At 45.5% G+C, this 15,365-nt stretch carries 14 protein-coding genes and 1 pseudogene; 6 read left to right on the top strand and 9 right to left on the bottom strand.

What is annotated here, in order from left to right:
• The 5 genes and pseudogenes from WG8_RS27660 to WG8_RS01615 form a co-directional block, all read left to right on the top strand.
• Positions 1–894 (top strand): annotated as a pseudogene (locus tag WG8_RS27660) (4-amino-4-deoxy-L-arabinose transferase); the annotation flags it as partial.
• Between the two features lie 18 nt (positions 895–912).
• On the top strand, positions 913–2,001 hold the full coding sequence (locus WG8_RS01630) for a glycosyltransferase family 2 protein (RefSeq protein WP_007428319.1): 1,089 nt from the start codon (positions 913–915) through the stop codon (positions 1,999–2,001).
• Positions 2,002–2,004: 3 nt separating this feature from the next.
• On the top strand, positions 2,005–2,427 hold the full coding sequence (locus WG8_RS01625; protein ID WP_007428318.1) for a GtrA family protein: 423 nt from the start codon (positions 2,005–2,007) through the stop codon (positions 2,425–2,427).
• Positions 2,424–3,296: a UTP--glucose-1-phosphate uridylyltransferase GalU gene (galU, locus tag WG8_RS01620; RefSeq protein ID WP_007428317.1), complete on the top strand. Its 873-nt coding sequence runs from the start codon at positions 2,424–2,426 to the stop codon at positions 3,294–3,296. The genes WG8_RS01625 and galU overlap by 4 nt, the downstream gene beginning before the upstream one ends.
• A gap of 146 nt (positions 3,297–3,442) precedes the next feature.
• Positions 3,443–4,270 (top strand): class I SAM-dependent methyltransferase, encoded by an 828-nt coding sequence (locus WG8_RS01615; RefSeq protein ID WP_007428316.1) that lies wholly within the window; start codon positions 3,443–3,445, stop codon positions 4,268–4,270.
• Between the two features lie 95 nt (positions 4,271–4,365).
• Here WG8_RS01615 and WG8_RS01610 read toward each other — a convergent pair whose 3' ends face one another.
• The 9 genes from WG8_RS01610 to WG8_RS01570 all read right to left on the bottom strand — a co-directional run bounded on the left by WG8_RS01610 (position 4,366) and on the right by WG8_RS01570 (position 14,536).
• Positions 4,366–5,112 (bottom strand): glycerophosphodiester phosphodiesterase, encoded by a 747-nt coding sequence (locus tag WG8_RS01610; protein ID WP_007428315.1) that lies wholly within the window; start codon positions 5,110–5,112, stop codon positions 4,366–4,368.
• A 154-nt stretch (positions 5,113–5,266) separates the two neighbouring features.
• On the bottom strand, positions 5,267–6,781 hold the full coding sequence (gene arfA / locus WG8_RS01605) for an arabinosylfuranosidase ArfA (protein WP_007428314.1): 1,515 nt from the start codon (positions 6,779–6,781) through the stop codon (positions 5,267–5,269).
• Positions 6,782–6,962: 181 nt separating this feature from the next.
• Complete coding sequence (locus tag WG8_RS01600) at positions 6,963–8,552, bottom strand: S8 family serine peptidase (RefSeq protein WP_007428313.1); 1,590 nt, start codon at positions 8,550–8,552, stop codon at positions 6,963–6,965.
• A gap of 118 nt (positions 8,553–8,670) precedes the next feature.
• Positions 8,671–9,453, bottom strand: coding sequence for a hypothetical protein (locus WG8_RS01595; RefSeq protein WP_007428312.1), 783 nt, complete (start codon positions 9,451–9,453; stop codon positions 8,671–8,673).
• Positions 9,454–9,550: 97 nt separating this feature from the next.
• Complete coding sequence (locus tag WG8_RS01590) at positions 9,551–9,826, bottom strand: peptide maturation system acyl carrier-related protein (RefSeq protein ID WP_007428311.1); 276 nt, start codon at positions 9,824–9,826, stop codon at positions 9,551–9,553.
• Positions 9,827–9,839: 13 nt separating this feature from the next.
• On the bottom strand, positions 9,840–10,964 hold the full coding sequence (locus WG8_RS01585) for a TIGR04066 family peptide maturation system protein (RefSeq protein ID WP_007428310.1): 1,125 nt from the start codon (positions 10,962–10,964) through the stop codon (positions 9,840–9,842).
• 11 nt (positions 10,965–10,975) lie between these two features.
• Positions 10,976–12,430, bottom strand: coding sequence for a Cys-rich peptide radical SAM maturase CcpM (ccpM, locus tag WG8_RS01580; RefSeq protein WP_232289030.1), 1,455 nt, complete (start codon positions 12,428–12,430; stop codon positions 10,976–10,978).
• Between the two features lie 73 nt (positions 12,431–12,503).
• A complete protein-coding gene (locus WG8_RS29450) occupies positions 12,504–12,689 on the bottom strand; it encodes a CLI_3235 family bacteriocin precursor (protein WP_083837526.1) in 186 nt (61 codons plus the stop codon).
• Positions 12,690–12,793: 104 nt separating this feature from the next.
• Positions 12,794–14,536, bottom strand: a complete 1,743-nt coding sequence (locus tag WG8_RS01570; RefSeq protein ID WP_007428307.1) for an ABC transporter ATP-binding protein — start codon at positions 14,534–14,536, stop codon at positions 12,794–12,796.
• Between the two features lie 219 nt (positions 14,537–14,755).
• On the opposite strand from WG8_RS01570, the gene WG8_RS01565 reads away from it, so the two are divergent.
• Entirely contained in the window at positions 14,756–15,343 is a 588-nt protein-coding gene (locus WG8_RS01565) for an RNA polymerase sigma factor (RefSeq protein ID WP_043890677.1), read from the top strand.
• Positions 15,344–15,365 lie beyond the last annotated feature (22 nt).

Below are 15,365 nucleotides of genomic sequence, written 5' to 3'. Positions count from 1 at the left end.
CCGGCAGCGGTATTGGCAACCTCGGTATTTGGCTGGTTTGTTTTGCAAAATTACAACGATACCATTGGCAGCGGCTGGTCCATCGCGGTACTAATCTTGGGGATCTTTGGCACAGCGTTACTGGTAATAGCACGACTGAAATCAGAGAAGCTGACGAAATTCGCCGTCATTGCAAGTGTACTCGCAATGTTCATCGGCCCTGTGTACTGGGCACTGACACCGATCACCTACGGGGGGAACAGCATGATTCCACAAGCCGGACCGACTCAATTTGGCGGTGGTGGAGGTGGTGGCGGAATGCCAGGCCGCAATGATGGCAATCGAGGCCAAAGCGCCAATGGACAACAAGCTGAAGGAACTCAAACAAGCACAGACACAGAACAGAGATCTTCTGCCCGCTCCAGAGGAATGGGTGGACCGAACGGAAGCCAAAGCTTAGATCAAAAAACGTTGAGCTATTTGCAACAGCATAACACAGGTGAAACCTACCTTTTCGCAGCAAGCAATTATTCAACAGCCGCTCCTTACATGATTGAAGCCGGACAAAAAGTGATTATTATGAACGGCTTTGTATCCTCCGATCCGGTGTATACCGTCGACAAGATCAAGGCGCTGGTCGAAAGCGGTCAGGTAAAATACTTCATGATCAATGGTGGAGGCGGCGGTGGACCAGACAGCGGCAACTCCGAAGTCACCACATGGATCAAAGAGCATGGCAAAGTAATCCCTACAGATGATTGGAAAACAACAACTGGCGAAGCAAGTACAGATGTTCAGGCATCCGACAGCGGAAGCGACAAAACGAACAGTAATTCAAATGCTCAGGATGGCCAAGGTGGACCTGGCGGAGACGAGCGTGGCGGAAGCGGTACTTTATACGAAATCACATTATAAATTAGGGAGGAATTACTCATGAGTGAACAAATTCGCTATTCCATAGTTATACCGATGTACAACGAGGAAGCCGTCATTACAGAAACCTATCGGCGGCTAAAACAAGTCATGGGCTCGATGGGCGAGCCCTACGAGCTGATCTTCGTAAATGATGGGAGTTCGGACCGCAGCGTCCAGCTCATCAAGGAATTCAGTCTCAGAGATGACACCATTGTATTGATTGATTTTTCCCGCAACTTCGGTCATCAACTGGCCATTACCGCCGGGATGGATTATGCGGTGGGAGAGGCGGTCGTCGTCATTGACGCCGATCTCCAGGACCCGCCAGAGCTAATTGTCGAGATGGCTAGCAAATGGAAGGAAGGCTATGAGGTGGTCTACGCCAAACGGCTGAAACGCAATGGCGAAACTCGCTTCAAGAAATGGTCAGCCAGCCTCTTCTACCGTGTGCTCAAAGCCTCCACGGACATCAATATCCCGGTGGACACCGGGGACTTCCGCCTGATGGACCGCAAGGTTATAGATGAGTTGAAGCGGCTGCCGGAAAATAACCGATTTGTCCGTGGACTGGTCAGCTGGATCGGCTTCAAGCAAACTGCTGTTGAATATGAGCGCGATGAGCGGCTCGCAGGCGAAACCAAGTATCCGCTGAAACGCATGATCAAGCTCAGCCTGGACGGGATCACATCCTTTTCGATTAAACCGCTCAAGCTGGCGGGTTACATTGGAGCACTGCTGTCGATGTCCGGCTTCCTGTATCTGATGTACGTGTTATTCCTCAACTTTTTCACCGATTCCTACGTGATGAAGGGCTGGTCGTCCATGATTAGCATCAGCCTGATCTTTGACGGTGTAATCCTGATCATTCTCGGTATTATGGGTGAGTATGTAGGACGGATTTATGATGAGACCAAAGCCCGTCCGCTCTACATTGTGCGTGAGCATCTGGGTGGACAATACGAAAACGGACCGACACATGCCAAGAAAGCTCCTGAACAACGTGACTCCCTGTATCAAGGAGCCCGAGACAGTCTGATTTCTGCCGGACGTACAGTACGCGGCAACAGTGCGGTATATCCCGGCCCCAAATCCGGTCATGGAGCATAACCCATGAAAAGTCGCATTGCCCCGCTGCTTCCTATAATCCGTTTTGGCATGGTAGGATTGGTCAATACGGGCGTAGATTACATCATTTTTATGCTACTGGCCTGGGCCGGGGTTCCGGTCCTGGTGGCGCAGATCATTTCGTATAGCTGCGGCACAGCCAACAGTTATATTTTAAACAGCAAATGGACATTCAACAAACAACGACCAGACGATACTAACAAAAGTCAATTACCCAAATTTATCGTCATCAACCTGATCATATTGGGTCTAACCGCCTTATTATTGCAACTGCTTCACGCTGGAACCGAGCTGCCTCTTGCCTTATGCAAGCTGATCGCCACCGCAGCCGGAATGATCATTAATTATATCGGGAGCCGATACTGGGTATTTGGTTCCCCATCCCGAAAGGAAAGTGAATCTCTATGAGAAAAATTACAAAAGCCGTTATTCCAGCCGCCGGACTAGGAACCCGTTTTCTGCCTGCCACAAAAGCTTTACCCAAAGAGATGCTTCCAATAGTCGACAAGCCGGCTATTCAATATATCGTAGAAGAAGCCATCAAGTCCGGGATTGAAAGCATCATTATCGTCACGGGTCGCAATAAGAAAGCCATCGAGGATCATTTTGACAAGTCTGTGGAATTGGAGCAAGTGCTGGAGAGCAAAGGTAAGTACGACCTTCTGCGCGAGGTTCAAAGCATCGGGGGCAAAGCAGTCATTCACTATATCCGTCAAAAAGAACCCCTCGGCTTGGGACATGCAGTACGTTGTGCCCGTCAGTTCATTGGCGATGAGCCCTTCGCTGTATTGCTGGGTGATGATATTATGAATTCCTCTACCCCGGCCATTCGTCAAATGATGGATGTCTACGAGGCGACGGGCAAGCAAGTGGTCGGCGTGCGTACGGTGGAAGAACAGGATGTAAGTAAATACGGCATTATTGACTCCACCCACCAGAATGGCCTTATACACGAAGTCGGTGGACTTGTTGAAAAGCCTTCCCCTGCAAATGCTCCTTCACGGCAGGCAGTCATTGGACGGTATGTATTGGAGCCTTCCATTTTCTCTATATTGGAAAACATGTCCACCGGTGCGGGTGGTGAATACCAACTGACAGATGCCCTCCACCAGGTAGCATTACAGAACCAACTCCTTGCCCTAGAACTGGAAGGCACGCGTTATGATATTGGTGATAAGGCTGGATATCTGGAAGCCGTGCTCCACATGGGCATGCAGCGCGCAGATTTGCGCCCTATGCTGGACTCCATGATACGTGAAGCGCTGGCTTCGCGATAAAATAGGGAAATCTCCTCTGAAATCCGATAGTTGCTGTGCAATCACAACAGTAGATGAATAAACATATAAAACTGTACAATGTAAGAGTACAGCAGCATCGGAATCTGCTCGGCCACCCGGTCGAGGCCAAGGAGGAAAAAGCTCTTATGATACCAAAAGGAAATCTGCAAAGTAACGTGGACCGTTTTAGTGGTTTTGCCGACAACTATGATCAGCATCGACCAGAAGCACCGTCACTCGTCGTGGAAATCATTAGTCGCTATTTGGAACGAAACGTAGAGCTTGTTGCCGATATTGGCTGTGGTACAGGGCTTTCGACCTTCATCTGGAAAGATGCAGCTCGGCAGATCGTCGGCATTGAGCCTAACCCGGACATGAGAGAGAAAGCTGGGCGTAAGCTGAAAACAGCAGGAACGACAATGGCAGAAGCCATCTCCTTCCAAAGCGGGTTCTCCAACAGCCTGCCTTTTGAGGATGGAACTGTAGACGTCATCACCTGCTCTCAGTCCTTTCACTGGATGGACCCTGAGAGCACGCTCCAGGAAGCGGGCAGAGTCTTGGCTCAGGGCGGCGTGTTCGCAGCCTATGACTGTGACTGGCCTCCGGTGCTGCAATGGCAGATAGAGCAGGCGTATACAGAGCTTATCGCCAAAGCGGATACCATTTTGGAGCAGGTAACCCCTGTAGAGCAACAAGCCCATAAATGGAGCAAAGATCAACATTTGGCTAATCTGCAGCGCAGCGGACAATTTCGCTACACCCGGGAAATTATCTTCCACAACCGTGAGCAGTGTGACGCCGCTCGCTATACAGGGCTTGCCCTGAGCCAAGGTGGCATTCAGAGTGTCTTCAAGCTCGGCAACCGGGCACTGGATGATGATTTGGCACGCTTTGTGAAGCAGGTAGAGGATCATTTTCAGGGCAAAACACTGGATATCCTGTTCAGCTACCGTATGCGGCTTGGCATCAAGTAGGAAAGGAATCAGGTTCTCAAAAAAAGACTCTTCTTCGCCTCGTAAATACGTGAGCGTGCAGGAGAGTCTTTTCACTTCAGTTCAGTTTGCTTTGTTTAGGAAGAGTGGACAGCTAAAATGTGCGACAACCGATCAGGATAGTCCGTGATAATGCCGCTCACCCCGGCCTCCAGCAGACGCTTCATTTCCTCCGGCTCATTCACTGTCCACGGATGGTAGACTACACCTATTGCCAAAGCCTCAGCTACGGCTTCTGGTGTAACAGCATGCTTGTGGGCATGAAGTGCTGTGACTCCAAATTGGGCTGCATACTCCGATGGACGAACCATAATCTCGATATACAGCGCACCCGTCCTAATCTCAGGAGCGAGCTGCGCACAGAGCGCCAGCGATTCGTGATTGAAGCTGGATAGGATCACCCGCCTTTCCAACCCGAAACGCCTCACGGCAGCAACGACTTCTTCCTCCATACCGGGATAGCGATAAATGCTATTTTTCAATTCAAGATTAATCACTGTATCAGAGGACTGCGCCAGTTCCAACAGCTCATCCAGCAATGGCACCCGCTCGTCCTGGAATTTCTCGTCAAACCAGCCGCCCGCATCCAGCGTATTCAGTTCTTGCAGCGTAATATCCCTTACATCCAGCGGTGAACCTGTCGTACGCTCCAGCGATTCATCGTGAATCAGTACCAGATGTCCATCTTGGGTACGCTGCACATCCGTTTCTATGCCTGTTGCTCCCAACTCCAGCGCGTGTCGGAACGCCGCCATCGTATTTTCAGGACATACCCCAGAAGCTCCGCGATGTGCAAAATTAATCACTTTTTCGGTCGTAGTCACAGCCTGATCCCTCCTGTCATTTCACAAGAAGATAATACGCGCTCATTGTTTCGGCTGTATAAAAAAAAGCCCGCCTTCTACTCCTGTATGCCATTACAAGATAGAATGCGAGCTTTATTTAGCTATAATGAGGCCTACTTATTATAGAAAAGAATTAATGAGACTTAGCGAGACGAATGACATTCCACGATGCTTTACCCAAGTGAGATTTTACAATTCCATCCTCCAGCTTGGCATTGCCGCCATTGTGAGGCGCAACCTTTTCCCCTGCGGGGCTGTTGGTCGCCTTGAGATCGTCATGCTCCAGCACGGTATGCTCTACAATGCGGTAGCCTTCAAAGCTGCGTACATCTACCGTCAGCTCCAGCGACTCGGACAAGTGACGGTTAACCGCAAAAATGGTCAGAGCGTCTCCCTCTTCATCATATACCACAGCGCTGTCCAGATAAGGGATGTCTGTGAAATCCTTGGAATCGTATTTTTCGGAGTCCACTACAGGCATCAACGATATTCCACGACCATAGCGGGACGCATGCAGGTACGGATAGAAAATCGTTTGTTTCCACGCTCTTCCGTTATTTTCGGTCATGATCGGAGCAATAACGTTGACCAGTTGGGCGAGACAAGCCATCTTCACACGATCCGCGTGACGCAGGAACGTAATCAGCATGCTGCCCACCAACAGTGCGTCCTCGAAGTTGTAGATATCTTCAAGCTGCGGCGGTGCCACAGACCATGGATCGATTTTTTTGTCCGCATCGTTGGAATGGTACCACACATTCCATTCGTCAAAGCTGAGCATCATTTTTTTCTTGCTGCGTTTCTTCGCTTTGATATAATCGCAGGTCGAAATGACCGTTTGAATAAAATGGTCCATATCCATGGAACGCGCCAGATAATTTGGAGTATCATTGTCGTGATTGCCGTAGTATTGGTGCAGGGAAATATAGTCGGCTACCTCATAGGTATGATCCAGCGTCGTCGCTTCCCATTCCGGGAACGTCGGCATCGTCGAACTGGAGCTGCCGCAGGATACAAGCTCAATGTCAGGATCAATCAGCTTCATGGCTTTGGCAGACTCTACAGCCAGACGGCCATACTCTTCCGCTGTCTTATGTCCGATCTGCCAAGGACCGTCCATTTCGTTGCCAAGACACCACGTTTTGATCTTGTGCGGTTGCTCTATCCCGTGACTCCGACGCAGATCACTCCAATAGGAGCCGCCCGGATGGTTGCAATATTCAACTAGATTACGCGCCGCATCAATTCCACGCGTACCCAGATTTATCGCCATCATCACTTCGGAACCAACATCCTTGGCCCATTTAAAAAATTCATTCGTACCCACTTCATTGGGCTCGACCGTTCTCCACGCCAACTCCAGCTGTCTAGGTCTGGACGCGACAGGACCGACACCATCCTCCCAATTGTAACCGGATACAAAATTACCTCCCGGATAGCGAATAATTGGAACATCAAGCTGTCTCACTAATTCTTTCACATCATTACGGAAACCCCCTTCATCACTGGATGAATGAGAGGGCTCATAAATACCGCCATATACCGCACGTCCGAGATGCTCTACAAAAGAACCATAAATGCGTTTATCGACTTCAGCAATACGAAAAGATTTGTCTACAATCATTTTTGCTTTTACAGCTGCTGCCATCTAAACCATCCTCTCTGAATGCGAAAATAAAATCTGTTGTACCTCAAAGACTAACAAGCCGTTTTATTTACGCTGTTAATATAACACACCATAATTATAATGGTCAATATTATTATTAAATACTTAATATTTTAGTTAAGTATAATGATAAACGATAAGAAATTGGTTACGCTTTCTGTGATTATCCGCTTGCCAGCAATTGTTCTATACATGTATAACAACGATCTATATCTTCCACGCTTTGGTTCCGAATGACCCATTCTTCCCTATATTCATGCTCTACCCGTACCGAAATTTGAATCCGTTCAGCTTCCGCGATCTCTATCAAAGAAAGCTCAATATCAATCCCTGATAGGCCTTGCTCCTTGGAGTAATCCGTAACATCCGAAGCCTCTGCACACAAAATGACGATATCCGCATAAGCGCTATAAGCCATTGTACCAGCGACATATATCCGTTCCTGTAATCCAGTGGTTGCATCGGCAGGAGGCAAATACTCCATGTCATGCAGCACCGCCGCAGGCTGATCCACTGCAATCCAGCTTTGGTATCCATCCCGGGTAAAGGCCTCTCTCAAAACATGCAAGAAATAAATGATGTCAGCGCCCCCGCTATAATACATATAAATAAGCGGAATATGAGAATCATCTATTGGAATCATCTCCTCCCGCTTCATCTTAAAACGCTCATCCGGCTGCCAGCAGCGCAAACGACGAAATGAACCATCCAGAACCGGGGTGTAGCATTGCTTATTAGGGATATGCACTATATGTTTTCCAAACCGTAAAGCCAATTGTTTCACATCCTGCCATGCCACCGGCTCCATATCCCCTAGCAAGACAATCGTATCCGCCAGGTCACCCATCCGTATTCCAGCTTTAATGTCCAAATCCCGCTCTGCCTGCTCCCGCATAATTACTTCTTTGATGACCGAAGCTGCTTTAGTACGGGGGAACTTAGTTTCATAGGCGACCCGAAAATAATAAGGTGCTTGTGATCCAACTCCGCAATCCTCCTTAAATACATATGCACGCCGTATCCAATCTGGATTTTTGTAACGCGCCACGGGGAATACATTATCCTGTATTGAATGATAGCTATACTTATGTAAAATATGTTTTAGCTTTTCTATAGAAGGAACGCGCTTGGACTGCTGGAGTACTTTACATACCTGTGCTGTAACGAATGGAGTGGCGTAGCTATTGCTGTTGGGGCATTGAACAGTCTCTCCGGCTGCACCTACCAGCTCATGTCTGGCAAAAGCGGTAAAATCGATACCGCTTGAGAATGCTTTATCAGCATCATATGTATATTGACCTGCTGTAAGTATGCCGCTACGATCGCAGCGCACTCCAATCACATTAGCAAAAGAGGCCGGATAAGTAAGAAGTCCTCCGTTTTGTGCAGCACATACCATAATTAATCCTGCCATAGCTGCATCATTTACAGCTTCCCGCAGCATGCTTCGATCCCGATAACTTACACTTCCCAGGCTGATATTGGCTACCTGCACACCATGCTTTACACACCAGTCCAACGCGGCACAGAGCTGAGCTGCATTTCCTTTTCGATGGTTCATTATTTTCACACTGCTGATGATCGCATCCGGAAAATACGTTTGTACAATAGCAGCACATAGCGTACCGTGATTTAAGCTACGTCCATCTTCTACACCTCCATGAGCTATTTCGACGTTATATAATAAATGCGTATTTAAAAAGCCAGCATAAACCCCGTCGTCAATAATGGCTACATGGATTTTGGCACTCATTTTTTCTCCCCCTGCCCTGTTCATTTCCATAAGAGTAAGCAGAGGGTGCCTCTGCGAACGATAGCGTTCGTCTGAAAGCACCCTCCTAATTTAGCGTACCATGCACATGATAGCCGGATCAGACTGCAATATTTACCTTCGTGCCTGCAGTCTTCGCTCCGTCTTTAGCCGAGTCCAGATAGGCAGTGAGCTCTTGTTCAGTCCACACCCTGCCTGTCTCTGCACTTGATTCCTTCTCATCCTTTGGTTCTTCCCGATCTGTAATCGCCGGTTCGTTATTCACTGCTTCGCTGATACGCTCATTGATATTCGCAGCGATTTCCATGATCTTTCCATTAAGTCCTTCTGCCTTCTCACGCAAAGCCGCTGATTTTGCAGGGTTAGCGTTTTCCCAGCCCTTAGCCTCGCTTCCCAATGTGATTTGTGCCATTTTAGCTATTTTGGCATTCTTCAACTCATTGTTTGCAGATACAATACTATGCATTGTATAGGTGATCAGACTTTGCTTCTGTTCCTCTGCAGTCTTGGGCGTATATTCTTCCCTTTTACCTTTCTGAGCCTCTTTTTTACTTTCCTCATCCATGCCTAAAGCCTTTTTTTGCTCTTCCAGTGACTGCTTTTGAATGTTCTCGTCAATTTGCTGAATCTGCTTATCTATCTCTTCCATTTCAGCTTTTACAGCTTCTGGACCGAGACCACGCTTGAGAGCATTACTTAAATAGTCCGAACGCCTTTCCATCAAATTTTGCTTTTGCTCTGTCAATTGTTGAATAACCTTGTTTTGTGGCTTGCCTATACTCTTCCTTTCAGCCTGAGCGGAAATGGAATGCCGTAGTCCAAGTCGGTTGTTATCTGTGGTGCGGAACGGCGATTGGTGAGATGATGTAAATGATACATTCATCCTAAAACCTCCAATTCTCTTCTAATAAGTGATTCTAGAGGTATATCGGATCTTTTTGTATGTTTTTGTATGTTTTATCATCATTTTCACAAATCCTTCATTCCTTTTCCACTGCCAGGCAGTCCGTTATCGTCTCGTACAAACTGTTATATGTAAGCAACCCCCCTCCCAATATACGCTCTTCCGGAATTCGGATAGTAAAGCTTTTTTCCACTTCAAATAATAGATACACCAGATCTCTGGGAAACAACCCCATAGCGGGACCAAGTAAAGTAGCCTCTTTATTTATCTCTCCCGCTTTTATGTTAAAAAGCTTCCAAAATATATTTTCCAGTTTTACTCCTGTTCCTGTTACATCCTGAGTAAAGTTCATGTTTTCCCCTCCATTACAACTGAACTACATGATGATCAACCGAAAAATAATGTAAAATATCCTTCGTCAGCTTATTCATATCTTCATCGTTGGACAGATTGAGTACAGGCACGGAATAATTGGAAAACTCTTGTTTTTTCTCTTCCACGAAACGATGATCGACAGATGCATATTGCATATTCACCGTGGAAGAAGAATAACTGTCGAATACATTGTTACATAAGGCGTATCCCAATAATGAAGAGGAAAAACGGTTTTCCATGTACTGTTTCACATGCTCCAAATATTTTATATTGTATTCATCATAGTGGAGGCAACAGATCAGACCATCCGGTCTGACAGCACGGGATACCAAAAATGAAGTTACTCCAAAATAATTCGTGAACGTATTGTTAAAAGGAACAATCCCGCCCGGAATGCCAACGAGTATTAGGTCAGGCTTTTCGCTCTGCTCTATTTTTTTCAAATATCGATTAAACATGATAATCTTCTGGGCTTCCGTCATACCGGCCTCAAACATAAACTGTGGAAAAGAATGTGCACCAATCAGCTCACCGCATCCATTAGACGTGATTTGCGACACCTGATACCCTTGAGCTTCAAGCTTCTGCCGAAGGTTAAGCTGCAAATTAAGCTTATGCGTTCGTTCGTTCAGCCCTAATACAAACATAACCGGTGTAAAAAAATCATGAATAACGGAGCCTGGGTCAGGCGGTGAGATATCCTTCGTGCGTACATCAAATGTATTTTTTAGAATTAGCTTATCATCATGCTCCTCACATGGTTCGATGAATTCCATACATGGGTCTGGCAAAGTGAAATTGCACAAGACTTTTTTGCCAAGTTGTCCAGCTTTCTTGATCACCGGGAGGTAAACCTCTGCGATATCAAGTTTAAAATTCGATTTCACCAGTAGGATTGCATCACAACGCTCTATTTCTTGCTCCAAACAAGACTCCGGCTTCACTATGAAGCCTGTCACTTCCCCCTTGTCCGTTACACAGGCATCTTTCCCGATCATCCCCGACCCTTGAAAAGAAATAAGTACAACTTCCCCATAACTTCCTAATAGATTCATGTTCCTAACCAGGGCTATCGTTTCATAATCAAACGGAAAAATGATTAATTTATTGGTCATGGAGACACCCCTCATGCTTTTTCAAAATCGAGAATCGTATCCTCAGAGAAATCATAGCCCAGCTCATTCATCATGCAAAAATCAAGCAAGGTGTGCCTAATATCGTTTTTGACTACGGAACAGTGACTCAGCTTCTTTTCTTTGGACAAGGTATGCAAATCATCTGCTACAGCAACACACAGCGTACAAAAACGGAAATTCCAACAGTTTTTACATGCATCCTCCGTGATTGTCCCTACATTTAAAATTTGGCTGATTTTATCCACTTCAAAGCCTGTGTCCACCTTTCCAATCTGCACCACCTCCGACTGTTCGCTCACCCGTTCACATGGATACAGGTTTCCATGCACATCCGCAAACAATCGCTGAACACCAGGCACACAGGGTCCGCCATGATGCGCTTCTATCGGCATCCCCGCAGAAGGCTTTCTATAATGAAACATTCGGAAATAAATCGAAATATAATAGTCCTTAATCAGCTTGGAGACATGTCCTTCATCCACTCTTCCAAACTTGGAGAGCATCATTTTAACAACCTCATAGCCTCTCTGTTCAATAAATTCATTCCTGTACCGTATCTCATCCTTCACATAAGCATCGTTAATGTAGGACGACTTCACACTGTACAGACTTTCGAAGGTTTCATAATTCGTATAAAAATCATTGATGCAACCAAAATCGTTGCGAGTATCCAGCACCACATTAAAATTAATCCATTCAAAGAGGCCCGGGTAATTGCTTTTAATCTTGTCCACATTGGCAATGATCGTATCGAAGGAGCCCCGCCCGTTAACAGCAAACCGTCTGTTTCTGTCATGATTCTCCCGATCTCCGTCCAGACTGATCGTAAGCACAAAATGATGTTCATCGAGAAAGGCCAAAATATCGTCATTAAGCAGCGTGCCATTGGTCGTCAAATGAAAGCCTACATCTCTATACGCTACCTGCTCCTGGATATATTCCACACATTGCTTGATCAACGGAAAATTAATGAGTGGCTCTCCCCCATAAAAACCAAAATCCAAACGGTCACTGTCTACTGACCTATCAATGACAAAATCTATGCACTTGCGCGCTGTCTCAAAATCCATCATCAGACTGGTATGACCTCGATTTTCATATCCTCCTGAATAAACGCAATAAGAACATCTAAGATTGCAATTTTGAGTGACCTGCAAGGTGAGAGTCTTCAGCTGATGCTGAAGCATATGCTCCAGGTGCTTCGTCTTGGGATGATTTATAATCTGCGGGCGCTGTGAGGATAAAAATCCGTTGTCTAACAAGTCACGGATATACTGCTGCAATTCAGGTGTAGTCTCCATCTGATCCAGGTCAAAGCTGGAATGCGAATTCAGAAAATGATAAGCCTCCTCTTTAATCCGCAAAATCAAGTTGGTATTTACATCATATACATAATGGTGGAGTCTCGTCTGAAATGTGTATATAAAGGGTTGGCACATATTCATGGTTCACACCTACTCTGTTTTGATGTGGACAGAAGAGCCTGAAAATTCCAGGCTCCTCCATACAGATACAAGCTTAATAATTACCAATTCCAGTTCCATTATCTCTGCGATAAGAGCCGTCGCTTTCTCTCTGAGTATTGGAACTTCGAGTCCGACTGCCCGCACAATAACAGGAGCAAGGACAATAACAGGAACAACCACAGCCAAATGCCTCAATCGTGTCGCCTACATTCGCACTTCTTTTCACAAGCTTACGCATGTTAAACTACTCCTCCCATTCATAATATGATTTAAAAGGGTGTTCACCCATACTAATTCCATACCAAGCATAAAATCACCACATAGAATCATTTGTTTTTTTCATCATTTGACTGTGGCCTCTTCATGCTCTAATACCCATTCTCTATAACCGGCATGGCAATTCATAAAATAGGAATGTGACCCTATTTGAGCGGGTTCGCCTTTCTCCAGCAAAATGACTTTATCGACATGCGCTAATACCTCGCTGCGATGTGTAACGATCATTACGGTCTTGTCACGTAAACGGGTCTTCAACAATTGCTGGACATTTAGCCTGGCTGCTGCATCCAGATTGGAAGTCACCTCATCAAAAATAATCAATGGCGCTTCTCTGACCAATGCCCGAGCCATGGCAATTTTCTGTCTTTGACCACCCGACAACCTGGAGCCATTCGAGCCTATTGGGAAGTCATCTGGCAAGCTCTGGACCAATTCTTCCAGACCAACCTCCACGATCATTGCCTCTATTGCTTCATTAGCAACTTCTGCGCCCAAGCGGATATTGCTGAAAATAGTAGTATCAAATAAATACACCTGCTGGCTGACCAAGGCTATTTGACTTCGATACTCATCTATTTCATAGCTTTGAATGTCAATGCCGTCATAAGTGATTATCCCCTGATCAGGCTGGCTGAATCTCATAATCAGATCCAGCAGCGTAGACTTCCCTGCCCCATTTGCTCCAATGATAGCTACCTTTTCCCCTCGGGCAATCCTAAAGCTCAAGTGGGCCAGAATGTGTTCATCCTTGGCATAGGAAAAAGAGACATGATGAAAGGCAATATGATCTTCGAGTGGCGGCTCAGTGAGGACAGACGATGGAGTAGCTAAATTAGATGCCTCTTCCTCTGCCCAATCCAAAAACTGATAATATCGAACGGCGGAAGGAACCACTTCAGCCAGCATGTAGCCAATGTTTAAAATAGCGAAAACAGGAGTGGTAACATAAGCACTGTAAGAAACAAAGGCAAAAATACCGCCTACAGTGAGCTGTAAACGAAAAATAAGATTAGCTCCAACAACGTACAGAAGCATCAGCAGCAGTTGAATTAAAACCGATTCCGAAGCGGTATTCCACGCGTCCAGGAGTGATATTTTCCGCTCTGAATCTACGATTCGACGCTGCCTGGATGAGAACTGCTGGTGCTTATGTGGAATAAGACCAAACATTCGCTGCTCCCTCATGCCTCCGATCGATTCCCCAAACCACTGGGCAAAATCACTACTGCCTTCAATTAAATCCCCCACCAGTTTTTTTCTACACTTCACAAAATGCTTCACAACAACATATTTGATAGGTAAAAAGCAAAGCACAATTACAGTCATTTTCCAGTTAATGAGCAGCAGACCACATAAACCACCAATCATGCTGAACGCCTGCATAATGATAAAAAATACTCCACTATCTGTGATCCTCGATACATTGCCTACATCCGTACTGATTTGATTAAGCAACTCTGCTTCATTGGTTCGGGTAAAATAGCTCATTCTAACTCTCGTCAGATGCAGATACGCCTTTTCAAATAAGGAAAAGGTAACCTGTGCGCTTAAGCCTGCCCGAAAGGTTTCTTTACACACGTTCAGCAGCTTATCCAAGCAAACGATTAAAAACGCAGCAGAAGTGTACAGAATTACAGCCTGCATATCCTCTTTCAAGAGACCTTGATCCACAATAATCTTGCTTGTCAAAGGCAATAATATATTCAAGCCCGCTGATACGATTAGACATGCCAAAATGATAGCGATTGTTTTCAAATGAGGTCTAAATGTTGTCGCCAAACGTTTGTATACTATTGATTCTTTCATCCTTTCTCCCCTCCCACCTGATGCATCCTCTCCCCCTATTAACTAATTCCGTCCCCGCATCAAAATCACCTTAAAATATCTCCTAACTGTTCTAGTAATTCCATACTTACGAGATTAAATATGATTTTTGTCATTATATTCAATTGGAATTAATGTATATGATTGGCATGCGCAAATGTTATTTATCTTTTTTATCCGTCCAAAGGGGGCTTGAACAAAATGCCGACCACGATGGTTATCGACTGTTGCAAAGAGGATCAATGCAGAGGTAGTTCCAGATGTTTTTACAGAAAAATTTGCGAACTTTATCTGAGTGAGGTATATCGTTTCTGTATGCATTTAATCAAGAATCAGTCTTGCTTTAAATTTATGGCAGAAGAATGTACACAAGATACTTTTGTAGCGGCAAGACAGCAATTGGTCAAGCTCAAGCATCACCCCAACGTAAAGGGTTGGCTGTACCTTACGGCTAAAAATCTCATTTATAAATCATTTAGGTGCTACTATACACAAAAAAAGCATGAAACTACGTTAGAATGTGAGAAGATTTGTGGTTTTTCAAATTCGGTAGAGGAGGAGTGGGAAAATCGAAGGCTTGGAGATATGGATACGGTTATCGTTAACATACTGATGCAGCTTTCAAAAAATGAATATACACTCTATCAAGACTACTTTTGTCGACATATGCCTGTACCCTTTCTCGCTGTCAAATATAATATTTCCATTACGGCTACAACGACTCGCATCTACAGACTGAAAAGAAAAATTCGTATATTATCCCATCAATATTGTTTGACTCATATATAAATATGTCCAGGTAGAGGAAAAA

This window comes from Paenibacillus sp. Aloe-11 (genome assembly GCF_000245715.1).
Classification (GTDB): domain Bacteria; phylum Bacillota; class Bacilli; order Paenibacillales; family Paenibacillaceae; genus Paenibacillus; species Paenibacillus kribbensis.
This window is presented reverse-complemented; position numbering and strand designations above follow the sequence as displayed.